The 25,292-nt window shown below is 59.3% G+C and carries 23 protein-coding genes and 3 pseudogenes; 17 read left to right on the top strand and 9 right to left on the bottom strand.

Going from position 1 to position 25,292, the window contains the following annotated elements; all coding sequences use genetic code 11:
• Window positions 1-69: 69 nt before the first annotated feature.
• The 5 genes and pseudogenes from BZ163_RS32065 to BZ163_RS32045 all read right to left on the bottom strand — a co-directional run bounded on the left by BZ163_RS32065 (window position 70) and on the right by BZ163_RS32045 (window position 5,075).
• A pseudogene (locus BZ163_RS32065) lies at window positions 70-818 on the bottom strand (electron transfer flavoprotein subunit beta/FixA family protein).
• Window positions 819-869: 51 nt separating this feature from the next.
• The gene (locus BZ163_RS32060; RefSeq protein ID WP_128874279.1) at window positions 870-2,012 is read right to left on the bottom strand and encodes an acyl-CoA dehydrogenase family protein; all 1,143 of its coding nucleotides are present in this window, start codon (window positions 2,010-2,012) and stop codon (window positions 870-872) included.
• Between the two features lie 12 nt (window positions 2,013-2,024).
• Window positions 2,025-3,221 (bottom strand): acyl-CoA dehydrogenase family protein, encoded by a 1,197-nt coding sequence (locus tag BZ163_RS32055; RefSeq protein WP_128874278.1) that lies wholly within the window; start codon window positions 3,219-3,221, stop codon window positions 2,025-2,027.
• 58 nt (window positions 3,222-3,279) lie between these two features.
• Window positions 3,280-4,233, bottom strand: coding sequence for an enoyl-CoA hydratase/isomerase family protein (locus BZ163_RS32050; protein WP_128874277.1), 954 nt, complete (start codon window positions 4,231-4,233; stop codon window positions 3,280-3,282).
• 63 nt (window positions 4,234-4,296) lie between these two features.
• Window positions 4,297-5,075: pseudogene (locus BZ163_RS32045) on the bottom strand (enoyl-CoA hydratase).
• Between the two features lie 211 nt (window positions 5,076-5,286).
• On the opposite strand from BZ163_RS32045, the gene BZ163_RS32040 reads away from it, so the two are divergent.
• From BZ163_RS32040 to BZ163_RS32005, 8 genes are all read left to right on the top strand, one after another.
• Window positions 5,287-6,954, top strand: a complete 1,668-nt coding sequence (locus BZ163_RS32040; protein ID WP_128874276.1) for an AMP-binding protein — start codon at window positions 5,287-5,289, stop codon at window positions 6,952-6,954.
• A 45-nt stretch (window positions 6,955-6,999) separates the two neighbouring features.
• A complete protein-coding gene (locus tag BZ163_RS32035) occupies window positions 7,000-7,773 on the top strand; it encodes an SDR family NAD(P)-dependent oxidoreductase (RefSeq protein ID WP_128874275.1) in 774 nt (257 codons plus the stop codon).
• A 14-nt stretch (window positions 7,774-7,787) separates the two neighbouring features.
• Window positions 7,788-8,570: a 2-ketocyclohexanecarboxyl-CoA hydrolase gene (gene badI, locus BZ163_RS32030; protein ID WP_128874274.1), complete on the top strand. Its 783-nt coding sequence runs from the start codon at window positions 7,788-7,790 to the stop codon at window positions 8,568-8,570.
• 57 nt (window positions 8,571-8,627) lie between these two features.
• Complete coding sequence (gene aliB, locus BZ163_RS32025) at window positions 8,628-9,767, top strand: cyclohexanecarboxyl-CoA dehydrogenase (protein WP_128874273.1); 1,140 nt, start codon at window positions 8,628-8,630, stop codon at window positions 9,765-9,767.
• Between the two features lie 71 nt (window positions 9,768-9,838).
• Window positions 9,839-10,318, top strand: a complete 480-nt coding sequence (locus BZ163_RS32020) for a MarR family winged helix-turn-helix transcriptional regulator (RefSeq protein ID WP_128874272.1) — start codon at window positions 9,839-9,841, stop codon at window positions 10,316-10,318.
• A gap of 82 nt (window positions 10,319-10,400) precedes the next feature.
• Window positions 10,401-10,700 (top strand): MaoC/PaaZ C-terminal domain-containing protein, encoded by a 300-nt coding sequence (locus BZ163_RS32015; RefSeq protein WP_218190538.1) that lies wholly within the window; start codon window positions 10,401-10,403, stop codon window positions 10,698-10,700.
• Between the two features lie 139 nt (window positions 10,701-10,839).
• On the top strand, window positions 10,840-12,081 hold the full coding sequence (locus tag BZ163_RS32010; RefSeq protein WP_128874270.1) for an OprD family porin: 1,242 nt from the start codon (window positions 10,840-10,842) through the stop codon (window positions 12,079-12,081).
• A gap of 49 nt (window positions 12,082-12,130) precedes the next feature.
• Entirely contained in the window at window positions 12,131-12,811 is a 681-nt protein-coding gene (locus BZ163_RS32005; protein WP_128874269.1) for a nitroreductase, read from the top strand.
• A gap of 347 nt (window positions 12,812-13,158) precedes the next feature.
• On the opposite strand, the gene BZ163_RS32000 is transcribed toward BZ163_RS32005, so the two are convergent.
• The 3 genes from BZ163_RS32000 to BZ163_RS31990 form a co-directional block, all read right to left on the bottom strand.
• Window positions 13,159-13,485 (bottom strand): 4-methylmuconolactone methylisomerase, encoded by a 327-nt coding sequence (locus BZ163_RS32000; protein ID WP_128874268.1) that lies wholly within the window; start codon window positions 13,483-13,485, stop codon window positions 13,159-13,161.
• Between the two features lie 11 nt (window positions 13,486-13,496).
• Entirely contained in the window at window positions 13,497-14,780 is a 1,284-nt protein-coding gene (locus BZ163_RS31995; protein ID WP_128874286.1) for an MFS transporter, read from the bottom strand.
• 145 nt (window positions 14,781-14,925) lie between these two features.
• On the bottom strand, window positions 14,926-15,459 hold the full coding sequence (locus BZ163_RS31990) for a TetR/AcrR family transcriptional regulator (protein ID WP_256579182.1): 534 nt from the start codon (window positions 15,457-15,459) through the stop codon (window positions 14,926-14,928).
• A 213-nt stretch (window positions 15,460-15,672) separates the two neighbouring features.
• Here BZ163_RS31990 and BZ163_RS31985 point away from each other — a divergent pair, with 213 nt between their 5' ends.
• From BZ163_RS31985 to BZ163_RS31975, 3 genes are read left to right on the top strand one after another with little or no spacing between them, the layout of a single operon-like run.
• On the top strand, window positions 15,673-16,500 hold the full coding sequence (locus tag BZ163_RS31985; RefSeq protein ID WP_128874266.1) for a MaoC family dehydratase N-terminal domain-containing protein: 828 nt from the start codon (window positions 15,673-15,675) through the stop codon (window positions 16,498-16,500).
• Window positions 16,501-16,527: 27 nt separating this feature from the next.
• The gene (locus tag BZ163_RS31980; protein ID WP_128874265.1) at window positions 16,528-17,691 is read left to right on the top strand and encodes an acyl-CoA dehydrogenase family protein; all 1,164 of its coding nucleotides are present in this window, start codon (window positions 16,528-16,530) and stop codon (window positions 17,689-17,691) included.
• 11 nt (window positions 17,692-17,702) lie between these two features.
• Complete coding sequence (locus BZ163_RS31975) at window positions 17,703-18,521, top strand: CoA ester lyase (RefSeq protein ID WP_128874264.1); 819 nt, start codon at window positions 17,703-17,705, stop codon at window positions 18,519-18,521.
• 76 nt (window positions 18,522-18,597) lie between these two features.
• Here the strand turns inward: BZ163_RS31975 and BZ163_RS31970 are convergent, their stop codons facing one another.
• The gene (locus tag BZ163_RS31970; RefSeq protein ID WP_128874263.1) at window positions 18,598-19,836 is read right to left on the bottom strand and encodes an OprD family porin; all 1,239 of its coding nucleotides are present in this window, start codon (window positions 19,834-19,836) and stop codon (window positions 18,598-18,600) included.
• A gap of 264 nt (window positions 19,837-20,100) precedes the next feature.
• Between BZ163_RS31970 and BZ163_RS31965 the strand changes: the two genes are divergently transcribed.
• The 6 genes and pseudogenes from BZ163_RS31965 (at window position 20,101) to BZ163_RS31945 (ending at window position 25,287) form a co-directional block, all read left to right on the top strand.
• Window positions 20,101-21,297, top strand: a complete 1,197-nt coding sequence (locus BZ163_RS31965) for an acetyl-CoA C-acetyltransferase (RefSeq protein WP_128874262.1) — start codon at window positions 20,101-20,103, stop codon at window positions 21,295-21,297.
• A gap of 13 nt (window positions 21,298-21,310) precedes the next feature.
• Window positions 21,311-22,171, top strand: a complete 861-nt coding sequence (locus BZ163_RS31960; RefSeq protein WP_128874261.1) for an alpha/beta fold hydrolase — start codon at window positions 21,311-21,313, stop codon at window positions 22,169-22,171.
• A 34-nt stretch (window positions 22,172-22,205) separates the two neighbouring features.
• Window positions 22,206-22,529 (top strand): annotated as a pseudogene (locus tag BZ163_RS36630) (MBL fold metallo-hydrolase); the annotation flags it as partial.
• 80 nt (window positions 22,530-22,609) lie between these two features.
• Window positions 22,610-23,095, top strand: a complete 486-nt coding sequence (locus BZ163_RS36180; protein ID WP_256579187.1) for a hypothetical protein — start codon at window positions 22,610-22,612, stop codon at window positions 23,093-23,095.
• A gap of 91 nt (window positions 23,096-23,186) precedes the next feature.
• Window positions 23,187-24,110: a LysR substrate-binding domain-containing protein gene (locus tag BZ163_RS31950; RefSeq protein ID WP_128874260.1), complete on the top strand. Its 924-nt coding sequence runs from the start codon at window positions 23,187-23,189 to the stop codon at window positions 24,108-24,110.
• Between the two features lie 124 nt (window positions 24,111-24,234).
• Entirely contained in the window at window positions 24,235-25,287 is a 1,053-nt protein-coding gene (locus BZ163_RS31945; protein WP_128874259.1) for a cyclase family protein, read from the top strand.
• Window positions 25,288-25,292: the final 5 nt, after the last annotated feature.

The raw sequence follows: 25,292 nt of genomic DNA, 5'->3' as shown, positions 1-25,292 counted from the left end.
CGTGGCCGGGGCCAGCACTGTGTTGTCCTGCGCGTCTTTGGAATAGTCAGCAATCACCAAAATAGTCATTCAGATCACCTTCGCTTCGTTTTTCAGTTTCTCGACCAACTCAGCCACCGACTTGACCATGATCCCCGCGCTACGTGCAGCCGGCGCTTCGACTTTCAAGGTGGTGTTAGTGGAGGCGGTGGAAACGCCCAAAGCGTCCGCTGTCACTACTTCGAGAGGCTTCTTCTTGGCTTTCATGATGTTTGGCAGCGACGCGTAGCGCGGTTCGTTCAACCGCAGGTCGTGGTGACGATGGCCGGCAGTTTCAGGGCAACCGTCTGCGCGCCGCCGTCGACTTCGCGAGTCACGGCAACCGTGTCGCCGCTGATCTCGACTTTGGATGCGAACGTGCCCTGACCATAACCGCTCAATGCTGCGAGCATCTGGCCAGTCTGGTTGTTGTCGCTGTCGATGGCTTGTTTGCCAAGGATCACCAGTTGCGGCTGTTCCTTGTCGACTACAGCCTTGAGCAGCTTGGCCACCGCCAGGGACGTCAGGTCTTCAGCGCATTCGACGAGGATGGCGCGATCGGCCCCCAGCGCCAGCGCGGTGCGCAGTTGCTCCTGGGCGGTGGAGGGACCGACGCTGACAACGACGATCTCGCTGGCAATGCCCTGCTCTTTCAAGCGTACGGCTTCTTCCACGGCAATTTCGCAGAACGGGTTCATCGACATCTTGACGTTGGCGAGGTCGACGCCGGAAGTGTCCGCCTTGACGCGAACCTTGACGTTGTAATCGACCACACGTTTTACCGCGACCAGTACTTTCATGATCTGTTCCTGTAGTAGACCGCCAGCGCAGTGTCCGGCCGTAGAGGGTGTTCAGGCGTTGCGCATCAAATCGGCATAGGCCTGCAAATGATGGTCGTCGTCGCCCAACTGGTGGCTGAGCATGACCAGACGCTTGGCATGGTGGGCAAGGTTGTATTCCCAGGTCATGCCGATGCCGCCGTGCAATTGAATCGCTTGCTCGGCAATGAACCGGGCGGCGCGAGTGACGATGAACTTGGCGGCGGCCAGACCGCGACTGCGTTCGTCACTGTCGGGGTCGTCAGCGATACAGGCGGCCAGCGTGGCCATGGAAATCGCCAATTCCAGCTCGCCACGCATGTCCGCCATGCGGTGTTGCAACACCTGCAACTTGCCGATCGGCGCGCTGAACTGCTGACGGGTTTTCAGATAGTCCAGCGTCAGACTGAAGGCTTCCTGCATATTGCCGATCGCCTCCGCGCATTGCGCCGCCACCGCCCGCCCTTGCTGGTAACGCAATGCCGCAAGCGCTTGGCCGGCAGGACCCAGCAGGTGATTGTGCTGGAGCACGACGCCATCCAAATACAGGTCGCACGCGCGGGGGCCATCGATGCACGGGTATTCACGGCGGCGCACACCCGCTGCCTGCGGGTCCAGCAGAAACAGGCTGATGCCGGACTCGTCGAGAGCGCGCCAGCGGTGCGCCGCCGAGACCAGAATGAGACCGGCGCTGTGGCCGCCGACCACCGCGCATTTATGCCCGGTCAGGCGCCATCCGCCCTCGACGGCTTCGGCGCGGCTCTGCACATCGTGCAGGTGATAGTGGCTCTGGCGTTCTTCCAGTGCCACCGCGAGCTGCAGCTCACCGGTCGCCACTTGCGGCAACCATTGGCCACGCTGGTCCGCGCTGCCCAGTTGCTGCAGCAGTCCGGCGCCGTGTATTTGCGACTGAAGATAAGGTTCCAGGCACAGGTTGCGGCCCAGTTCAGTCATCACCAGCAGGGTGTCGACGCCACTGCCGCCGAAGCCACCGTATTCCTCGGCAAGGGGTACGGCGCTCAGGCCCAACTCACCGAGCTGGTTCCAGAACTCACGGCTAAATCCCGTCTCGCTACGGTAAAACTGCTCACGCTGTTCAAAGCTGTAACGGTCGCGCGCCAAACGGGCGACGGTGTCTTGCAGCATCTGCTGCTCTTCGCTGAGATTGAAGTCCATGGGGGTGCCTCCTTAGAGCTCAAGAATCATCTTGGCAATGATGTTCTTCTGGATTTCGTTGGAGCCGCCGTAGATGGACAGCTTGCGCAGGTTGAAATACTGGCCGGCTGGCGCGGCACTGTAGTCGGTGTGCAACAGCTCACCGGCAAAGGCGTAGTCCAGCTCTTCCTCGGCGAAAGGCAAGGCATGCACGCCCAACACCTTGCGCATCAGGTGGCTGATCGCCTGGCGAATCTCGGAACCCTTGATCTTCAGGATCGAACTTTGCGCCCCAGGCACACCACCGCCCTGCACGGCCGCGAGGATGCGCAGCGTGCTCATCTCGATGGCCATCAATTGCATTTCCACTTCGGCAACTTGTACCCGAAACAGCGGGTCATCCAGCAGCGGCAGACCGTTACGCAATTCCTGAGATGCGACCGATTTGAGTTGCGCCAGCGCTGCCTTGGACTGGGCAATGCCCGCCTGACCGGTGCGCTCATGGGTCAACAGGAACTTGGCGCACGTCCAGCCCTTGTTTTCTTCACCCACCCGATTGGCGACGGGCACACGCACGTTGTCGAAGAACACTTCATTGACTTCATGCTCGCCCTCCAGGGTGATGATGGGCCGCACCGTGACGCCTGGCGTCGCCATATCGATCAACAGAAAGGAAATGCCGCGCTGCTGCTGGGCTTGTGGGTCAGTGCGCACCAGGCAGAAAATCAGGTTGGCGTGCTGACCGAGGGTGGTCCAGGTTTTCTGGCCATTGACCACGTAGTGGTCGCCGTCCAGCACCGCGCGGGTTTTCAGGCTGGCAAGGTCGGAACCGGCTCCCGGCTCGGAGTAGCCCTGGCACCACCAGTCTTCCCCGGACAGGATGCGCGGCAGGTAATAGGCCTTTTGCGCCTCACTGCCGAACTTCATGATCACCGGGGCGACCATGTTGACCCCGAACGAGATCAACCGCGGCGCACCGAACGCGGCGCACTCCTCCTCGAAGATGTGGCGCTGTACCACGCTCCAGCCAGTACCACCCTGCTCTACCGGCCAGTTGGCGGCGTACCAGCCGCGCCTGGCCAGCACCCCTTGCCAACGCAGGTGGTCTTCCTTGTCGAGATGCTTGCCGAGGCGAACTTTTGCAGCAATGTCGTCAGGTACGGCAGCGCTGAGGAAGGCGCGTACCTCATCGCGAAACTCAAGTTCGGCGGGGGTGTAGTTGATGTCCATGCAAAGTCCTCGATGGGGGTGGGGCCAGCGTCAGGCTGGCTGGCCGCAAGCGACCTGTTCAGCCTTGCTGATCCAGCTCGGCAACTGTCTTGCCTTCGGCGACCCGGCGTTCCAGCAGTGGCGCCGGTGGTGTGCAGGGGGTAACCGATGCATCGGGACCCACCGCTTTAGCCGCTTGACGCTGCGCGAAAAATGCCTGGATCAACGCCGTACGTTGGGGTGATGCCATGCACTCAAGGAACAGCGCGCGCTCACGCTGCAGGCCATCGCTCAAGGACAGTGAGGTCGCCGCTTCGATGGCGGCAATACAACGTACCGGCGAGAACGACTCTGGCTGGCTGCGTTGCACCTCATCGCGCTTGGCCATGAGCAACTCGGCAGTGCCGCTGACACCCGCAGGTATCGAGGCATGGCCACTGCGGCGTGGCTGCACGCCTTGCGCCAACAACTGCCGGGCGTACGCCAGGCCAGCGGCCAACGGCTCACCCTCATACACCTCATCGACGATGGCGTGACGCTTGGCCTCGGCCGCGCTGATCGGCTCTCCACCTACGATCATCTCCAGTGCCTTGGCGACACCGGCCAGGCGTGGCAAGCGCTGGGTCCCGCCGGCACCCGGCAACAGCCCCAGCTTGACCTCTGGCAGTCCGACTTTGGCGTTGGCCTCGATGATGCGGTAATGACAGGCCAGCGCCACTTCAAGACCGCCGCCCAACACCGAGCCATGCAGCACGGCCAGTGACGGCTTGGTGAAGTTTTCCAGAGACAAGGTGACGTCCGGCAGGATCGGCGCTTGCGGGGGTTTGCCAAACTCGCGGATGTCGGCACCGGCTATAAAGGTTCTGCCTAGGCAATACAGCAGCACCAGCTTGATCCCGGGATCCCGCTCGACGGCGTTGAACGCTGCCAGCAAGCCTGCGCGCACGCTGTGGCCAAGGGCATTGACCGGCGGATTATTGATGCACACAACAGCTATCGCCCCTTCGCGGGACCACTGCACGGGAGATGACATCGGGTAACTCCTGCAAGCGTTTCGCCTGCTTTTATTGTTGTTTTGACCGGGCAAAAAATCCGTTCAACGGTGTTTCCACAGTGGTTTTCGCTTTTGCACGAACGCCTGCATGCCTTCCTTCTGATCTTCGCTGGCAAAGCAGGCGTGCAGCAGGCGCCGCTCAAAATGCACGCCCTCGGCCAGGGTGGTTTCAAAGGCACGATCGACCGCTTCTTTATTGAGCCTGACGGCCATCGCCGAAAATTCGGCGATCTGCCGGGCGATCTGCAGTGCTTCGTCTAAAAGGCTCGCCGCCGGCACGACGCGGCTGACCAACCCGCTGCGCTCCGCTTCGGCCGCATCCATCGTGCGCCCGGTCAGGCACAGGTCCATGGTCTTGGCCTTGCCTACCGCGCGGGCCAGGCGCTGGGTACCGCCGGCACCCGGCAGCGTGCCGACCTTCACTTCCGGTTGACCAAAACGCGCACTGTCGGCCGCGATGATCAGGTCGCAAGCATCATCGCCAGCTCGCACCCGCCGCCCAAAGCCAGCCCGCCGACCGCAGCGATCACCGGCTTGCGGCAGCGGGTCACCTCCTCCCAGTTCGCCGTCACAAAATTTTCCAGATAGACGTCAGCGAACCCCTTGAACTGCAACTCGACGATATCGGCACCGGCGGCGAAGGCCTTGTCGTTACCGGTAATCACCATGGCGCGGATGCCGTCATCCCGTTCGAAGGCACGCAATGCCTCGCCCAACTCACTCATCAGCGCGTCGCTCAACGCATTGTGCATCGCGGGTCGATTGAGCCGGATCAGACCGACGTTCTCATGACGCTCCACCAAAATATTGTCGTAGGGCATGACATTCACCACTCGTTCCTGACTGCGGCAAGCCGCATGACCCGAAGATCCGCTGCACGGCTTCGGACGCTTGCAGCCGAGTCTATCGACATCAAAAAATAAAGACAACATGTTGACATATTAAAAATAGAGCGCGTATCTTCACCTCCATCGGAAAGCGCAAGCTCTCGCAGAAAAACAATAACAAATCGCCTATCCACTGGTGCTAACAATGACTACCAAGACAAACATGCAGCCAGAACGACGTTCCGCCATGATTGAGTCAGGTGCATGGAATGACAATATCATTACAGACTATCTGGACCAGGCGGTGCTGACCGCGCCAGATTCGGTGGCGGTGATTGCCTACCGGGTGAACGAGGATGAACGGCAGGCTTTCAGCTACCGCGAATTGGATAGCCTGGTGACTCGCATGGCGGCGGGGCTGGCGGCATTGGGTGTCGCCAAGGCAGACGTGGTGTCCTGCCAGCTGCCAAACGGGTGGCAGATCACCGCGCTGCACCTGGCCTGCGTACGTATCGGCGCGATTCTCAATCCTCTGATGCCGATTTTTCGTGAGCGCGAGCTTGCCTTCATGCTCGGCCACGCACAGAGCCGGGTGCTGGTGATCCCGCATCACTTCCGAGGGTTCGATCACGCCGCCATGGTGCAAGGAATGCGCGGCGAGTTGCCCGCGCTCGAGCATGTACTGGTGATAGGTGGCGACCACCGCGCTGACGATTTCGAGCAGGTCTTGCTGCAACGCGCCTGGGAGGAAGAAACAGACACGGCGGCGTTGTTTGCCGAACGCCGCCTGGGCGGTGACGATGTCGTGCAGCTGCTTTACACCTCGGGCACGACCGGCGAGCCCAAGGGCGTATTGCACACCTCCAACACCCTGTTCAGCAACGTACGCCCCTATGCCGAACGCTTGCAGCTGGGGTCTGCAGATATCGTCTTCATGGCCTCGCCCATCGCGCACCAGACCGGCTTCCTCTACGGGCTGATGATGCCGATTTACCTGAAAAGCACCGCGGTGCTGCAGGACATCTGGGATGCCCGCTTCGCGGTAAAAGTCATTGAAGCCGAACGGCCGACCTTCACCATGGCGTCGACACCTTTCCTGACCGATCTGATCGATATGGCCCCCGATCACCGCGAAGCGCTGTCATCGCTGCAGACCTTTGTTGCCGCGGGCGCCCCTATCCCCAGCGCCCTGGTGGAAAAGGCCGGTACGGCGGTCAACGCCAAGGTGATTTCCGCCTGGGGAATGACCGAGAGTGGCGCGGTGACCATGACCCGCCCACACGACGATGCCCAGTGCGCCATTCATACCGATGGCCTGCCCCTGCCGTTCATGGAAGTGAACATCGTCGATGAGGATGGTCGGGAAGTCTCCCGCGACACGGAAGGCAACTTGTTGGTACGCGGCGGCAGTCTGTTCGTCGGCTATCTCAAGCGCCCCGAACTTTACGGCGTGGATGACCATGGTTGGTTCGCTACCGGCGACCTGGCGCGCATGGACGAACAGGGTTACATCCGCATCACGGGTCGCACCAAAGATGTGGTTATTCGCGGCGGCGAAAACATTCCCGTGGTGGAGATCGAAAACCTGCTCTACAAGCACCCGGCCATTTGTGCCGTGGCGCTGGTTGGTTGCCCGGACCCACGCCTGGGAGAGCGCCTGTGCGCTTATGTGACGCTGCACAACCGCCACTCCAGCCTGACGCTGGAAGAAGTGGTGAGCTTCCTCCTGCAACAGCGCCTGACCAAGAACTACCTGCCCGAATACCTGGAAGTGCTGCAGGCCTTGCCGCGCACCCCGTCGGGAAAAATCCAGAAATTCAAATTGCGCGAACTGGCCATGGATATCCGGCTGGGTTCAGCCACGCGCCAATGATTGGCAATGCCCGCAAATCAATCAAAACAAGATGAGGACTGCTGCATGAAAGGTCTTATTGGAAGAACCGTAATCATCACCGGCGGCGGTGGCGGCATTGGTCGGGCCGTGAGCCTGCGCTTCGCTGCCGAAGGCTGCCTGGTCGCCGTACTTGATCGCGATGCCAGTGCCGCACAAACCACCGTCGACCTGATCAACGAAGCGGACAGCAAGGCCAAGGCCAAGGCTTACGCCGCCGACATCACCGATTACGCCGCCATTGTCGACACCGTCGCGGCCATTGAAAAAGACCTCGGTGTACCGACCGTACTGGTTAACAACGCAGGCTTCGACCGCTTCATGCCGTTCCTCAAAACCGAGCCGGCCATGTGGCAACAGTTGATCTCGATCAACCTGACCGGGGCGCTGAACATGCACCACGTGGTCCTGCCGAAGATGCTTGAAGCGGGGGGCGGCAAGGTCATCAATGTGGCTTCCGATGCGGCCCGTGTCGGTTCCTCCGGCGAAGCCGTTTACGCCGCCTGCAAGGCGGGACTGGTCGGTCTGTCGAAAGCCCTGGCGCGGGAACTGGCGACCAAAAACATCAACTTCAATGTGGTCTGCCCCGGCCCGACCGATACCGCCCTGCTCAAAAGCGTAGCGGCGACCTCGAGCAACCCGGAAAAGCTGATGGAAGCCTTCAAGAACGCCGTGCCGATGCGCCGCCTCGGTCAACCGGAAGACTACCCGGGGATCATCGCCCTGCTGGCCAGCGACGACGCCAATTTCATCACCGGACAGGTTATTTCCGTGTCCGGCGGCCTGACCATGGCCGGTTAACCAGGAGAACTCCCATGCATTACGAAGACATTCTGTACACCGAAGTCGAAGGTGTTGCGACCATCACCATCAACCGTCCGGATCGCTACAACGCGTTCCGCGGCCAGACCTGCATGGAGCTGATCCACGCCTTCAACCGTGCTGGCTGGAACAAGGAAGTGGGCGTCATCGTGTTCACCGGTGCCGGCGACAAAGCGTTCTGCACCGGCGGCGACCAGGGGGCCCATGAAGGCCAGTACGATGGCCGCGGCCTGATCGGCCTGCCGGTAGAAGAGTTGCAGGGCCTGATCCGTGAAGTGCCCAAGCCGGTAATCGCACGCGTCAACGGCTTTGCCATCGGCGGCGGTCACGTCCTGCACGTCGTCTGCGACCTGACCATCGCGTCCGAAAAAGCCGTGTTCGGCCAGGTCGGCCCGAAAGTCGGCTCGGTAGATCCGGGCTTCGGCACGGCCTATCTGGGGCGCATCATCGGCGAAAAACGCGCCCGCGAGATTTGGTACCTGTGCCGCAAATACAGCGCCCAGCAAGCTTACGACTGGGGCCTGGTCAACGCGGTCGTGCCACATGAAGAGCTGGATGCCGAAGTGCAGAAATGGTGTGACGAGATTCTCGAGAAGAGTCCGACCGCCCTCTCCATCGCCAAGCGCTCATTCAACGCCGACAGCGCCAATATCGCCGGCATCGGTGCCCTCGGCATGCAGGCCCTGAGCCTGTATTACGACACCGAAGAGTCCAAGGAAGGCGTCGCCGCGTTCAAGGAAAAACGTAAGCCCGAGTTCCGCAAATTCTACAAGTGACCCTATTACCGGCAGTTTATCCGCTGCCGGTCCCCCGGCCCTGGCTTGGAGAGCATCATGAACTTCGCATTCGACGAACAACAAAACGCTATTCGTGAAAGCGTTGCCCGCTTTAGCGCCGAAGTACTTGCGCCCGGTTACCGCAAGCGCGACATCAGCGGCCAGATTGAACGCACGGTGATCCGGCAGATGGGTGAAATGGGTCTGCTCGGCGGCGAACTGCCGGAAGAATTCGGTGGCAGCGGCCTGGACTGCGTGACCGCCGGCATCATCATCGAGGAGATCTCGCGCGGTGATTTCAACGTGGGTTACATACCACTGCTGGCTTCGCTGAACGGCCAGATCATCGCCCAACACGCCTCGCCTGAGCTGGCCAAAGAATGGCTGGGCGCAATTACTGGCGGGCAGAAAATCGTCTGCATCGCCCTGACCGAACCCAGTGGCGGCTCAGACGCCGCGAGCCTGCGGATGAAAGCCGAGCGCAAGGGCGACACCTATGTGCTCAATGGCGAGAAGACCTCCATCTCGATGGCCGATCAGGCCGACGTTGCGGTGGTCTTTGCCCGCACCGGCACCCAGGAATCCCGCGCCAACGGTATCAGTGCCTTCCTGGTTCCGATGACGTTGCCCGGCATCAGCACCACCCGCTTTGAAGACGCCGGCCAGCGCGCCATCGGACGTGGTTCGATCTTCTTCGACAACGTCGAGGTGCATGCCAGCCATCGCCTGGGCGATGAAGGCAAAGGCTTCAAGCAAGTGATGCAGGGCTTCGATTACAGCCGCGCGTTGATTGGCCTGCAGTGCCTGGCGATAGCCCAGCAATCGCTGGATGAGACCTGGAAATGGCTGACCGAGCGCGAGGCATTCGGGCAGCAACTGGCGGCATTCCAGGGTTTGACTCACCCTCTGGCGGAATTCCAGACCTACGTGCAAGCTGCGCGCCTGCAGTGTTACTACGCGCTATGGCTCAAAGACACTGGACAACCGCACAACGCCGAAGCGGCGATGAACAAGTGGTGGGGACCCAAGTTGGCGTTTGACGTGGTCAAGCAGTGCCTGCTCGCCCATGGCCACACCGGTTGGGGTGAAGATCTGCCATTTGCCCAGCGTCTTCGTGATGTACTTGGCCTGCAGATCGGTGACGGTACTGCGCAAATCATGAAAAATATCATCGCTCGCGAGTACATCCCCAAATAACACCTTGTCTGCACCGGCAGGCAGGTGACCTTATCGGCCTACCGACGCCCACCGGGCAGCAAGGACATGTAATGGACGCTAACGAAAACCGCAGCATACCGAACACTTTATTTTTCCGGCTGTTTCAAACCGGCAACGTATTGCAGCGCCAAGTGCAGAACGAGATGGGCATCAGCACCGTGCAATGGGCGGTACTGGGCGCCCTGTCCCGAGCCGGTTTCGAGGAGGGTATCTCCTTCAACCAGTTGACGGAGTACCTGTTCGTCAGCCGGCAAAGCCTGGATGGCGTGCTCAAGCGCATGGAGCGGGATAACCACGTGCTGCGCGTGCCTCATCCGGATGACGGGCGCGCTCGCCTGGTCCGGCTGACCGATCAGGGTCGGGAATACTGGGACGCGCTGCAAGATCGGATTTATCAGTTTTATCAGCAAGGTTTGCAGGGCTTCAGCTTCGACGACACCGTCAATTTCCTGCACTACCTGAACAAGTTCAAAGACGACCTGGCCAGGATTTCATTCGGCGAGGAGCAGCAGGCAAGGCTCGAGGACTAGGCCCATACCGGACAGGCCGCTCTTCCTGCCATGCGTCGCGACGCAGATTGGTTTTTCTCCATGCCCACGGGCGTGGTGCCGGTTGAAGCAAATCAACACCTTCGCCCTCGCCTCGGGAGATCCGAACCCCGTGCATCTGGAGCCAGCCATAGCTTGCCGAGCCGGGCATGCAGATGTTTTCGCCCAGGGGATGCTGGGTATGGGAATGCTCGGCGCACTATTGAGTGCCGCCCGCCTGCGGCGTTTTGGCGTGCGATTCCTGTCGCCCATCGCGCTGGGCGATCAGCCTCGGCTGTATCAAACAGGCACCCGGTTACGTGAACTTGTACTCACCAATGAAAAAGGAAACATCCGAATCAGGGGCTACGCCGAGCTCAACTGAATAACCTTCAGCGACTGATCAGCGACAACAAAAAGCGAATTTCAAGGTTCGTTTTACGGGATGACTCGTCCCGAAAAAAAGATCGCCGCTTGAACCCAATAGCTGGCCGTTCACCACAATAAAAACAAGAGGTCGAACCATGTATAACCCCTCAAGAACCTGGTCCATCACACTCGCAATCAGTACCAGCATCGTCGCTCAACAGGCCATAGCCGAGTTCAACGACGATAGCCACCTGACGCTTGAAGCCCGTAACTTCTATATCAACCGTGATTTTCGGGACAACCCCAACACGGCCCATCACAAGGCTGAAGAATGGGGCCAAGGCTTCATGTTGCGCTACAACTCGGGCTTCACCGAGGGCACGCTGGGCTTTGGTGTGGATGCGCTCGGGCTGCTTGGGGTAAAACTGGATGCCGGTCGCGGCACGACCGGTGCGGGCGCCCTGCCCGTGCAGAGAGATGGCGAGGTCCCGGACAGCTTTGGTTTTATCGGCCCTACCGCTAAAGTCAAAATGGCCAAGAGCCTGCTGACTGTCGGCACTCACGCACCGACCCTGCCGATCGCGTTTCGCAATGACACCCGCTTGCTGCCGCAGACGTTTGAAGGGGCGCAGATCGTCTCCAGTGACATCGACAAACTCACCCTGACCGGCGGCCAGTTTCGCGCCACCCGTCTGCGCAACTCGACCAACTACGAAGACATGAGCATGTTTGCCGATGGTTCCAGCGGGGGCGTCGCGTCTGACCGTTTCAACTATGCGGGCGCTACTTACGCGCTGCTGCCGAACCTGACCACCACCTACTTCTTCGCCGAGTTACAGGACAACTACAGCCAGCACTACGGCAATCTCATTCACACCCAGCCATTGGCCGAGGGATTGAACCTGAGGTCGGAAGTCCGTTATTTCCAGAGTGAACATGAGGGTCGCACCAACGTCGACAACCGCAACCTGGGAACGATGTTGACCCTGTCCTATAAAGGTCACGCCCTCGGCGCCAGCTACCAGAACCAGAGCGGCGACACCGGCATGCCCTTCATCGGCGGCGGCACCGACCCATGGGCATTCAACACCGTCACCTACCATCATTTCTTGCGTGCCCGGGAAGACTCCTGGCAGCTGCGTTACGACTACGATCTAGCGACGGTCGGATTGCCCGGGCTGACGTTCATGACGCGCTATGTGTCAGGCGACAACTTTGAAATCGCAGGTACCAACGCCAAAGAATGGGAACGCAATGTCGATATCGCCTATGTGGTCCAGAGCGGACCGCTGAAAAACGTCAACCTGCGGTTGCGCAACGTCGCCTACCGCGGAAGCCGCACCACAGACATCGATGAGAACCGTATTATCGTCGGCTACACCTTTAAATTCTGGTAAGTGATCCTCGCCCACATTTCGCTGAAAAACCGCCTAGGAGACTCCTGAAATGCATATAGATGCTGCGATCCGCTCGCGTAAATCCGTTCGAAGCTTCATGCCGTGGAACGTCCCGAAATCAGTGATCGAACATATCCTGAAGGTCGCCTCACGAGCCCCCAGCGGCAACAATGTACAGCCTTGGCATGTCCACGTATTGACCGGTCAGGCAAAGCAGAACCTGTGCAACGACATCATCGCATCAGCAACCGACGAAGCCGGGCAGCATGCCGCCGAATATGAGTACTACCCCACTGAATGGTTTGAACCCTATCAGCAACGCCGCCGCGAAGTGGGTTTCAGCCTGTACGAAAAGCTCGGGATCAAGCGCGATGATCCCACAGCACGTGACCGGCAAATGCTGCGCAACTATCAGTTCTTCGATGCCCCGGTCGGTCTGCTGATCAGCCTTGACCGCCGACTCAACACGGGGAGCTATATGGATTTAGGCATGTTCATCCAGAACATTCTGCTCGCCGCCAGAGGCCAGGGCTTGCATACCTGCGCCCAGGCGGCATTCGCGTGGTATCACCAGGTCATTCGCGCGCACTTGCCCCTCGCGGACAATGACATTCTGGTCTGCGGCATCGCGCTCGGCCACGAGGATCGTGATGCACCGGAAAACAGCCTTGAAACACCACGTGAACCGGTTGAGAGTTTTGCCTCTTTCCATGGGTTTACAACTGATTGATCGGAGCTGGACACCTGGCAAACAAAGAGGACGCCTGCGGCGTCCTGGCCGCGAGAATCCCTGACCGACATCCGCAATTTCCGTAACCAGGCTGGAGAGTTTATTGAGGAGCAGATCAATCCCAACGAGCACCGGTGGGGCTGCACAGTAAAACCAAGCCAACCCATTCCAAAAATGTTCAACGAAAAATGCTCCGCATCTTTCGATACGGAGCATTTTCTTTGAGCGCTCGCGCAGATTGCCAGGTTTTCACACAGTCTGCGAAGGTCCTTATTTCGATGATTACAAAGCTCGATGGCGCTCTGTCTCTCTATTGGATTCAATGGGTGTGCATTTGCATTTGCGCACTACAAAACCACATCGCAAGTTACAAATGGTTTGAGCCCGCCAATAAACGTTTTGCCGTGTTCAAACCAAACCTTCCTTTTTTCGGCCGCCATGTAAAGTTCATAGTCGGCCTGATCGCGAAACCAGCATTCCCCAATTGCATGCACTGGTGGCACCTCAAGATAGGGTACGTGGGTGTCGCTTGGGTTGTCTGACACCAGCCTGACCTCATATTTGTGCAAGCCAGGAATACCCTCACTCATTTCAAAGTGACGCCTGCATTCCTGTTTGAAGACCGCATCGTTCATGGTTTGAGGCTTAACCAGCAGATAGACGATTCTAATCATTCGAATTTCCTTCAAGTGCTTTGTTCGGACAACGGTTGCGGGGACGGATCGATTTCCTTTTCAACCACGTCAAGTTCATCGAGCCGAACCCCTTTGGTTTCGGGTAGCAGGAGCAGGGCAAATACAGCGATGGCGTAAGCGACCAGGCAAAACGCGCCAACAGACTGGGACAGACCGAATTTAGCAGCGAGCAGCCCAACCCCGGTCACGGCCATTGCGCCCACCGACTTGCCGACGTTGTAGGAGAATCCCATGCACGTGGTGCGAACCTGGGTCGGGAATAACTCGCTCAGGAAGGGACCCAGCGCCGCAAACATACCGATCGCCAACGCGCCGACCAAAAAGCCCATGACGTGCGCTACCAGGGGGTTGAGCGGAACGAACATATAGGCAACGGTGACAATCCAGGAGGCCAACGACAGGAGCATCAGCGTCGGGCGTCGACCCAGGCGGTCTGACATGTAGGCGGTGGTGGCGAAGCCGCAAAGACTGCCTAGCGCCATAATCAGAATCGTCAGGATAAGCGACCCGGATACAACACCGCGCTCGGCCATCATCGAAGGCGTCCAAACCAGAATCACGTAGCAGCCCGCCTGCAATCCGATCACCAACAAACTGGCAAGCATGCTGACCTTGATGTACTTGGCGGAAAACACGGTTCCGATAGAGGCTTTATCCGTATCGAGCTTTTGCGATTGCTTGAACGCATCCGAATCCTTGACGTTACGCCGAATGAAAATCACCACCAGCGCGGGCAGTACACCGACCCAGAACGCCACACGCCAGGCGTACTCAGCGGGGAAATACGCCAGGATGCCGGTGACGATCAGCACCGCGCCGGCCCATCCCAAGGCGAAACCGGACTGCACGAAACCCAACGCCCTCCCTCGATTTTTCGGGTTGATGACCTCGGCCATGAGCGCTACACCGATAGCCCATTCGCCGCCGAATCCCAAGCCTTGGAGAGTACGTGCGACCAGCAATTGCTCAAAATTTTGCGCAAACCCTGCGACGACGCCAAAGAAGGTAAACCAGCACACCGTGAAAATCAGGATGCGCACCCGCCCGAAGCGGTCGCTCAGGATGCCTGCGATCCATCCACCCAAGGCCGCCGACAGCAAGGCCGATGTCCCGACAATGCCCGCCTCGCCTTTGGTCAGCCCCCAGATCCCGATCAACGTGGGCAGCAGGAAGCTGAACATCTGCATGTCATAGGAGTCCAGAGCCCAGCCGGCATAGCAGGCCCAAAAGGTTTTCTTCTCACGCGGGGTGCCGCTTTTATACCAGGAGAACATGGGCCGATCCTTATTGTTATGGGGGTGCATCCAGGGGGCCGAGCATGAACCAGTCGTGTTGATGTGCCCATTTGCGTTATTGAAAGCCGGCCTTTTGCTTTTGCTAAGAAGCCCGGGCTGTCGCTCCACCTGTCCGCTGCCCCGTCTAATCGCTAATGACCTGGGCAATAATCAATTCGACCATGGCGTAGACCAGATCCAGGCGGGCGCTCACCGTGAGTCTCAACGCTGGCAGCCAGGCGGGGGCTTGATTGAGTAGCGTGACGATGCTTTTTGTGCAAGCGTGGCTGCACGCTGAAGGGCCAATAGCTGCAGCGATGATCTGTTCATACCGCGCACGATGGGCATCAGCCTGATCGAGCCAAGGCTCACTTAGATGACGCCACTCCCGTTCCAGCAGCTGAAAGTGGCAGGGCATGCGGTCCTGTAGGCTCAAGTGCATCTCGATGATTTTTCGCAGCCGCTTGGGGGCCTCGGCATTGCGCTGTATTTGCATCGCCTTGGTCTGTAACAACCCCAGCAGCTCTTCAAACAACTCGTAGAGCAACGCTTCCTTGCTCTCGATGTGGTTGTAGATCGAACCGCAGTTGATCCCCAGGGCCGAGGCCAGCTCGCGCATTCCGACATTGCTGTAGCCCTTGCTGGCAAACAGCGAAAGCGCTTGTTGGCGTGTATCCAAAAATGTGTTTATAGCCGCCTGCTCCCACAAAAGCCTGGCAGCAGCATGATCGGCTGGGTCGTCGACAGCAATTTCAAAAAATGGAAGACGGCATTGCATCTTGCCTGCCCAGTCTTAGGCAAAGCTTCACACTGACTTACGCAAAAGCCAATTCCCCCCTCTGCTCTCCCCCTTCATCCTGTTTGCAACTGCAGCCAATAGGGGAAGCACAGCATGCAAGATTTCGAACCGGGAAACTGGGTCGGCCGAACACAGGTGCGCAATGACCAGTTCAGCCTCCCTTTGGTGCGGCGCATCGCAGCGATGTTCAATGTCCCAGCACCCACTGACGGCCAGGAGCTACCTTGGCTGTGGCACTGGTGCTTCTTTGATGACTGCGCCGAACAACATCAGCTCGGTCATGACGGGCATCCGACGCTGGGCGAATTCATGCCGCCTGCCCATGGACGTAACCGCATGTGGGCGGGCAGCCGGGTCGAATTCATCCATCCTCTGCGCGTCGGGGCCTGCGCCCGCCGTCACACAACGATCAAGCATATCGAGGAAAAAAAGGGCCGCACCGGATCCCTGCTATTCGTCACGCTCGCTCATGATCTGTGGCAAGACGAGCAGCTGTGCATAAGCGAAGAGCAAGACATTGTTTACCGTGAACCGAACCCACCCAAGCTCAGCGCCGGTGAGCCGCTTCCCGAAACGCAGTGGAGCGAAAACATCAGCCCCGATCCGCTGCTGCTGTTCCGGTACTCAGCCGTCACCTTCAATGCCCACCGCATCCATTTCGATTGGCCTTATGTCACCGGGACCGAGGGTTATCCCGGCCTGGTCGTCCATGGTCCGCTGACCGCCACCCTGAACCTGGCCGCTTTCGTACAGGCAAACCCATTGGCACGTGTTCGGCAGTTTTCCTTTCGCGGCATTCGCCCTCTGATAGCGCCCGCCCGGTTCAAGGTCGGTGGACACCATTCCCGGCACGGTTTCGCCGACCTGTGGGCAGGCGATGAGACCGGTATCAGCCAACACGCAAGCGTCGAATTCGACTGAGTTTTGCATCACTCCATAGGACTTGAGATGAACCCCAATAACAACGAAGACTTCAATGCCATCCGCGAAGGCGTACGCGCCCTGTGCGCCGAGTTCGATGCCGCTTACTGGCGCCAGGTCGATGAAGAAAAAGGCTTTCCCGAAGCCTTCGTCAAGGCCTTGACCGATGCTGGCTGGCTGTCGGCGATGATCCCGACCGAATACGGCGGCTCCGGCCTCGGCCTGGCCGAAGCCTCGGTGATCCTTGAGGAAGTGAACCGCTGTGGCGGCAACTCCGGCACCGTTCACGGGCAGATGTACAACATGTTCACCCTGCTGCGGCACGGCAGCGAGGCGCAGAAAAGCTATTACCTGCCGAAACTGGCCAGCGGTGAATTGCGCCTGCAATCGATGGCCGTGACCGAGCCCACCACCGGCACCGACACCACCAAGATCAAGACCACAGCGGTCAAGCGCGGCGACAAGTACGTGATCAACGGCCAGAAGGTCTGGATCTCGCGGGTCCAGCATTCCGACCTGATGATCCTGCTGGCGCGTACCACGCCTCTGGCCGAGGTGAAGAAAAAATCCGAAGGCATGTCGATCTTTCTCGTCGACCTGCGTGAAGCCATCGGCAATGGCCTGACCGTGCAACCGATCGCGAACATGGTCAATCATGAGACCAACGAGCTGTTCTTCGACAATTTGGAGTTGCCGCTGGACAGCCTGATCGGCGAAGAGGGCAAGGGCTTTCGCTATATCCTCGATGGGTTGAACGCCGAGCGTACGTTGATTGCCGCCGAATGCATCGGCGACGGTCGCTGGTTCATCGAAAAAGCCAGCGCCTATGCCCGCGACCGCGTGGTGTTCGGTCGCCCGATCGGGCAGAACCAGGGCGTGCAGTTCCCGATTGCCGAAGCCCATGTCGAGATTGAAGCGGCGGACCTGATGCGCTGGCGCGCCTGCGAGGAATACGACAGCGGCGAAAACGCCGGGGCCAGCGCCAACATGGCTAAATACCTGGCGGCCAAGGCCTCCTGGGAAGCGGCCAATGCTTGCCTGCAAACCCATGGCGGGTTTGGCTTCGCCTGCGAATACGACGTGGAGCGCAAGTTCCGCGAAACCCGTCTGTACCAGGTGGCGCCGATCTCAACCAATTTGATTCTGTCCTACGTCGCCGAGCATCTGCTTGAACTGCCACGCAGCTTCTAAGGAGGGGAATCATGAATGACCATCTGATGCGCTCGGCGCTGTTCGTGCCTGGCAACCGACCCGAACGGTTCGCCAAGGCGCTGACCAGCGGCACCGACGCCGTGATCGTCGATTTCGAGGACGCCGTACAGGAGTCGGACAAAACCCTGGCCCGGGAAAATCTCGGAGCGTTTTTGCAGGCCACGCCGACTGCCCGCGTCTGGGTACGGATCAATACGGCGAGTCACGGGCAGCACGAGGCCGACCTGGCGTTCTGCGCAGGCCAATCTGGCGTGTGCGGCGTCATGCTGCCAAAGGCTGAAAGCGCAGAACAGGTGACCCGCGTTGTTGCCACTGGCCGCCCTGTCTGGCCAATTATTGAAAGCGCCTTGGGGTTGCAGGCCCTTGCAGCCATTTCGCAGGTTGGCGGGGTTGATCGGCTGACCTACGGCGGCCTGGACATGAGCCTGGACCTCGGCTTGATTGCAGGCACCGCTGGCGCTGAATGCATGCTCGATCAGGTTCGGTTCGCCCTGCTGCTGCACAGTCGTCTCGCTGGCTTGGCCCCACCGTTGGAGACCGTCTTTGCTCGCATCGACGACCCCATCGGGCTTGAGCACTTTGTCTTGAGCGCACACACCAAAGGGTTTGCAGGCATGCTGTGTATCCACCCGCGCCAGGTCGAGGTGGTGCATCGGGCATTGGTGCCAACCCCCACTCAGCTGGATTGGGCCCGTCGCGTGCTGGCGGGCGCAGATCAAGCAGGCGCCTTCCAACTCGACGGGCAAATGATCGACGCCCCAGTGATTCAACGTGCACGCAATATCCTGGAAGCAGCCAATAACGCCTGACGCCAAGCGATACGGCTAAAGGACCACCAGCCTCTGATGGTCCTTTTTTGGTTTCAGTGGAGCGCGGTCAGCTCAGTTATTTGAACGCGTAGGTGTACGACAGAATCACTCGGTTTTCGTCCAGGTCTCCCAGCGCATCCGAGCGCACCATCGCGTTGCGCCAGCGCATTCCGAGGTTCTTCAGCGGTCCGCTCTGGATGACGTAGCTCACGTCCAGATCCCGCTCCCACTCTTGGGCGTTACTACCCGCCACCTCGAACCCGTCACCGCGCAAATAGCGCGCGAGAAAGGTCAGGCCCGGCACGCCAAAGGCGGTCATGTTCACATCGTAGCGAGCTTGCCATGAACGCTCGTGGGCGCGGGTAAAGTCCAGGATTTGCACCACGTTGGCGACGTTGGGATCAGCATCCTGCAAGAAAGGAAACGGTGAACGCCCGCGGTTATCCTGGTAGCCGACCCGCCAGGTATGCCCACCCAGATTGGCCGATAACAGCACCGAAGTCAGGCCGTTGTCGATCGTTCCTGCCCGTTGGGCTCCCGCCTCGGAGGAATCGAAATACCCCAGATTGCCGCCGAGCGTCCAACGGCCGAGCGTTTGAGTAGCCAACAGGCCGTAGTAATTCTGCTGGTAGACATCCTCAAGCTCCGCCCGCCAAAAGGAGGCGGTCAGCTGCGGACCAAAGGTATAGGCGGCACCGGCGTAATCGAAACGATCACTGCTGGCCGAATAGTTACCCGTTCTCAGGTCATCGTGATTAGCGCTGGAGTTGCGATAGTTGACGCTGCGAAATTGCCCGACATCAAGCATCAGGTTGTCGACGTCAGTGGACGTCAGGGCGATACCATTGAAAAACGGCGGTAACAGCCGCGCATCGCTGGACAGCGCTACGGGAGACTTGGGCATCAAACCACCGACTTTAAGTTCGGTTTTCGACACCTTGGCCTTGAACACCCCGGACAGATCGCTGAACTCATCCGGCCCGGCGTTTCCAAATGCGTTAGGCAGCAAGCCGGTGCCGGCACGGGCGTCGGACGAATCCAGTTTGACCCCTAGGGCGGCATACAGGTCTACACCGAAGCCTACCGGGCCTTCGGTGTAGCCGGATTTAGCGTTGAACATGAAACCTTGCGCCCACTCTTCACGCTTGGATTGCGCCGCATTGTCCTGGCGAAAGTCACGGTTGAAGTAGAAATTGCGCAGGCTGAGCGTGGTGCTGCTGTCGCCGAGAAAGTCAGCTTGGGCGATGCAAGGCAGGGTCAGGATTGGCGCAACACAGGTAAGCGCGCACGCATGCGCCAAGGGAAGCTTTTGCATGGGGGGTGGTTTCCGAGAATTGTTTTTATTGGGTCGCCACAGCGTCGGACGCTCAGGGCGAAGCCAGCATGGGCAGCCCTTTAGGGCTTGGGTATTGGAATTTGCTTAAGCGGTACTTGCGCTGAGGAAAACATCGCCGCCAAAGGGCGGTGGTTAAGCAGCACGAAACGCTGCCTTTTGCTAAACGAAATTGTCTGGCAGACCCGCCTCCGCCATGCTGGTTTGAACATGTCGCACACGCCCATAATAAAAGGTACCTGCGTGATGAAAGACGCTTTGATCGTGTCGCCGCTGAGAACGCCTATCGGCAAATTTGGTGGCGCACTCGCCTCACTGACTGCTGATCAGCTCGCGGCTACCGTGATTCGTACCCTGGTGAGTCGCCTGAACCTCGCCCCCGACTCTCTGGACGAAGTCATCGTTTCCCAGTCTTACGCCAACAGCGAGGCGCCCTGCATGGGCCGTTATGCCGCGCTGCTGGCCGACTTGCCCATCGAGGTGCCGGGTTATTCGCTAGACCGGCGCTGCGGTTCGGGTTTGCAGGCCATCGCCGATGCAGCGATGCGTATCCAGACAGGTCACGCCGAAGCGGTCATGGTCATCGGCGTCGAGAGCATGAGCAACATCGAGTACTACAGCAACGACATGCGCTGGGGCGCGCGCGCCGGCAGTGTGAAAATTCACGACCGCCTGGAACGAGGCCGTGAACGCTCACAACCCGAAGCTCGTTTCGGTCGTATTTCGGGCATGCCGGAGACCGCTGAAAACCTGGCCCGCGATTACCATATTTCTCGTGAAGACGCTGACCGCTTCGCCGTTCGCAGCCACTTGAATGCAGCAACGGCATGGCGCGAAGGACGGTTTGCCGACGAGGTCATTGCCCTTGATGTGCCACGCAAGCGAGGCGCAAGCGAACGCGTGAACATGGACGAAGGCATCCGCGCTGATGCCAGTCTGGAAACCATGGCAAGCCTGCGCACACTGTTGCCCGATGGGGTGTGCACCGCGGGCAACTCCAGCCAGCAAAATGATGCCGCTGCCGGTTGCCTGGTGGTGTCCCGCGAATACGCAGCACGGCATAAACTGCAACCGATCGCTCGGCTGGTGGACTGGTCCTCGGCCGGTTGTGACCCGGCACGCATGGGTATCGGCCCGGTGCCTGCCGTGGCCAAACTGCTTCAACGCACAGGTCTGAGACTGGCCGACATGGGCCTGATCGAGGTCAACGAAGCCTTTGCCGCACAGGCACTGGCGGTCTTGCGCGCCTGGGACATCCAGGATATCGAACGGGTCAATGTCAACGGCTCGGGTATTTCTTTAGGGCATCCGATTGGCGCGACCGGCCTGCGGATCATGACTACCCTGCTCCATGAAATGCGCCGACGCGATGTGCGTTATGGACTGGAAACTATGTGCATCGGCGGCGGCCAGGGTATGGCCGCGATTTTCGAGCGAGTCTGAGCGAGGCAGCGACATGAACTGGGTGAAGGTAAACAACCAGGTACTGCGCTATGAACTGAGTCCAAAGACAGGTCCGGCGCTGGTATTGATTCATGAAATGGGCGGCACCCTGGAAAGCTGGGACCAGGTTTGCACCCTCCTCCAGGGGAAGTTCCAGACACTGCGCTATGATGTGCGCGGCTCAGGACTTTCAGAAAAAATCGTCGGCGAAATCGATCTCGATGCACACATCCACGATCTCGCTGCATTGCTGGACAGGCTGCAGATCAAGGGGCCCTTGGCATTGGTTGGGGTCGCGGTGGGCGCTGCCATTGCCATTCGCTTCGCGGCCCTTTATCCGCAAAGGGTCAGCCACCTGATCGGACTGGCGCCTGCCTGTGGCGTGGCGCCCACGGCCCGCGAGGCCACTCTGGAACGCGCCAGCACGATCCGCCGCGAAGGATTGAGAACACTGATCCCGGCACTGCTGGACAGGACCTGGCCCGCGCCTTTGCGAACAGATACTGCTGCATTCGAACGTTTCAACCTTCGTTGGCTGAGCGCAGACCCACACAGCTTCGCCGCTATCTTTGCGATGCTTGCGCGCATCGAGCTAGAGAGCGACCTGCCGCGCCTGCCACTCCATACACTGCTGGTAGCAGGTGAATACGATGGCTTGCGCCCGCCCGCGGAAATCAATCGGCTCGCGGGTTTTGCCAACCACATCGAAGCGCTACAAGTTGCCTCGGGGCATTTCATGCCGGTGCAGAGCCCGCGCTGGGTCGGCGCCCTGCTTGAACATTACATTCTCGAGGGCCGTACTGGCGCCGAGATTTATCACGATTTCATGGCCAAACCTGAACATCGGGTTGCCGTCAGCGGGCACGCTGCCTAACTGAGCCTAATAAGAGAAAAGAGGAAAACACACCATGATGCAGTCACGCATGATCGGCGATATCAAAGTCACCCGAATCCTCGAATACGCAGGACCGACCCACGATCCCGCCTTTCTGTTCCCCTCGATCGACCGCAGCGTTCTCGAAGAGCACCAACAATTGATGGCCCCCAATCATTGGGTGCCACACATGAACAAACTGATCGTGACCATCCAGTTCTGGGTGGTCCACGCCGGTAGCAACATCATCGTGGTCGACACCGGTGTCGGAAACTTCAAGCCGCGTGCGGGCATCCCGCGGATGAACATGCTCAATACCTTGGTGCGCGAATGGATGACCGCCGCGGGTGCGGCTCCGGAAAAAGTAACCCATGTGGTATTGACGCACCTGCACGCCGATCACGTCGCTGGAACACCACATGGCAAGACGGACGCTGGGTGCCGACGTTCCCCAACGCCCGTTACTATATTCCCAAAGCAGACTTCGACTTCTGCAAGGAAGGCAAGAACAAGGAATCAGGCGTCATCGACGTGTTCGGCGATTCGTTCTTTGACAGCGTCATGCCAATCATCGACGAAGGGCTTGGCGTGATGATGGAGTCGCCACAGGAAATCGCCGATTGCCTGGTGGTCGAGCCTGCGCCGGGACACAGCCCCGGGCAAGTGGCATTCCGCGTACGCTCTCGCGGTGAGGAAGGTCTGTTCTGCGGCGACATCTTGCACAGCCCGATTCAGATCGTGCGTCCAGACGTGAATTCCGGTTATTGCATCTGGGAAGACACTGCCCGCACTACGCGGATGGAATTCCTCAATCGCGCCGCTGATCGAGAAGCGCTGATCATGCCGGTGCACTTTGGCGAGCCACATTGCGGCTATATCCGGCGCCAGGGCGATGGCTTTCTGTTTGAACCGGCGCAGTGGTAAACCGGCGGTCCAGACGCAGGCGTTCGTTTATGGACAGGCGATGGAGACTGCCATTACCTTGGGTCATCTCCGATCAAGAAGTTGAAGAATAATGGCGACCCATTTTGATATCACTGACTTCCGCCTGTTCATCAACATTGCGGAAACCAGCAGCTTGACTCGCGGCGCCGAACGTTCGTTTCTCTCGGTTCCCGCGACCAGCAATCGCATCAAGAACCTTGAAGACAACCTGGGCATGCGTCTGCTCGAACGCTCACCTCAGGGCGTAACGCTGACCAACGCGGGCAAGACCTATCTGCAACATGCGCGAGTGATCCTCGCGCAGTTGGCGTTGCTCACGGGTGACCTGCAGGAATATGCCATTGGCCTGAAGGGTCAGTTGCGGTTGCTGGCCAATACCACGGCCATCACCGAATACTTGCCGCCGGTCGTGGGCGAGTACCTGAAGACCCATCCAGACGTGCATATCGACATGCGCGAGCGCCTCAGCGACGACATTGTGCGCAGCATTCGCGATGGCGGCGCCGATCTTGGAATCGTGTCGGGCAGCGTGGTCACCGACGGACTGCAAAGCGTGCCGCTGGTGTCCAGTCGCCTGATGGTCATCGCTCCCCTCGGGCACCCCATACTGGCCAACAGCGAAGTGTTTTTCAAAGAAGCCCTGCAATACGCTTTTGTCTCGTTGCTCGAAGGCAGCGCGATCCACGTATTCCTCAGTCGGGCCGCCGCTGCGCTCCATACACCGTTGACGATTCGTGTGCAGGTAGCGAGCTCCGATGCGATTTTCCGCATGGTCGAAGCCGGTGCTGGCATTGCCATCGTGCCCCAGGCCGGATTCACCCGGCTCAAGGGCCAACAAAACATCGGGTCGTGCACCCTGCTCGATCCTTGGGCGGTCCGAACCTTCCAGCTTTGCGCGCAAGATTTTGACGGGCTTTCGTCGTTTGCCCGGGATTTCGCCAATAGCCTGGTCGAATGGTGCCACGCCTCGGACAGTGCTGCCCCAGCGGTGTGAACAGCACTTGATGCCGAGCTACAGAACACAAGATTGCCAGTGCTACGCGAGCCTGAGAGAAGGAGGCTCAAAGCCCATGAGCGGCTGACGGCCGCCTGCGATTTATAATAAAAAGGAAGGCCGCATGACCCATCACCGTTGGAAACATCGTCCCGAAGGCTCGAACTGGGGAGATTTTGGCCCCGACGATCAGAAGGGCCGACTCAACCTGCTCACCGCAGACAAGGTTCTGCAGGGCATCGCCGAGGTCCGCGAAGGCCTGGCTTTCTGCTTGAGCCTGCCGCTGGATTACCCGGGCGGCAACGCCATGAACGTCAATCGCCGGCCTCCGATTCTGCGCCCCTTGTTGCGTAAAGGCGGGGTCAACATGAATTATCAGTACGACCGCATCCAGGCTGGCCGCCCCGACGTACTGAGCGACGACCTGGCCATTCTGCATCTGCAATATTCCACCCAGTGGGACGCCCTCTCTCACGTTGGCGCCCTGTTCGATGCCAACGGCGACGGGGTGGCTGAGCCGCTTTATTACAATGGCTATGCAGCGGGCATTGATGTCGTCGGCCCCAGCGATATCGCCGATTGCGGCTTTGAGGGCGAAATCCCACCCCACAGCACTTCATGCGCCTACGCCCTGGGCATCGAACGCATGGCCGAAACCTGCGTGCAAGGCCGCGGAGTGATGATCGACCTGCACCATCACTACGGCGATGCCCGTACCCATATTGGCTATGACGAATTGATGTACGTGCTCGATGCCGATCAGGTGAAGGTCGAACCTGGCGATATTGTCTGCCTGCACACCGGTTACGCCGAAGCGCTGCTTGGGATGAACAAGCAACCGGCCCCCCAGGTCCTGGACTCGCTTGGAGCGGTGCTCGACGGTAATGACCAGCGTCTGCTGCAATGGATCACTGACAGCGGATTGGTCGCTATCGCTGCCGACAATTACTCGGTGGAAATCTTCCCGAATGGGCATGGTGATGGCTGTTGCTCAGTCATGCCATTGCATCACCACTGCCTGTTCAAGCTGGGTATTCACCTGGGTGAACTGTGGCACCTCACGCCTCTGGCCAAATGGTTACGCGCCCACCAGCGCAATCGTTTTCTGCTGACCGCCCCACCCTTGCGTCTGCCGGGAGCCGTGGGTGCGCCGTTGAATCCTGTCGCAACAGTCTAGGAACA

Origin of the sequence: Pseudomonas sp. VI4.1 (assembly GCF_002029345.1) — a bacterium.
Taxonomy (GTDB): Bacteria; Pseudomonadota; Gammaproteobacteria; order Pseudomonadales; family Pseudomonadaceae; genus Aquipseudomonas.
Note: the sequence above shows the minus strand (reverse complement) of the source record. Positions and strands in the feature narration are given on the sequence as shown.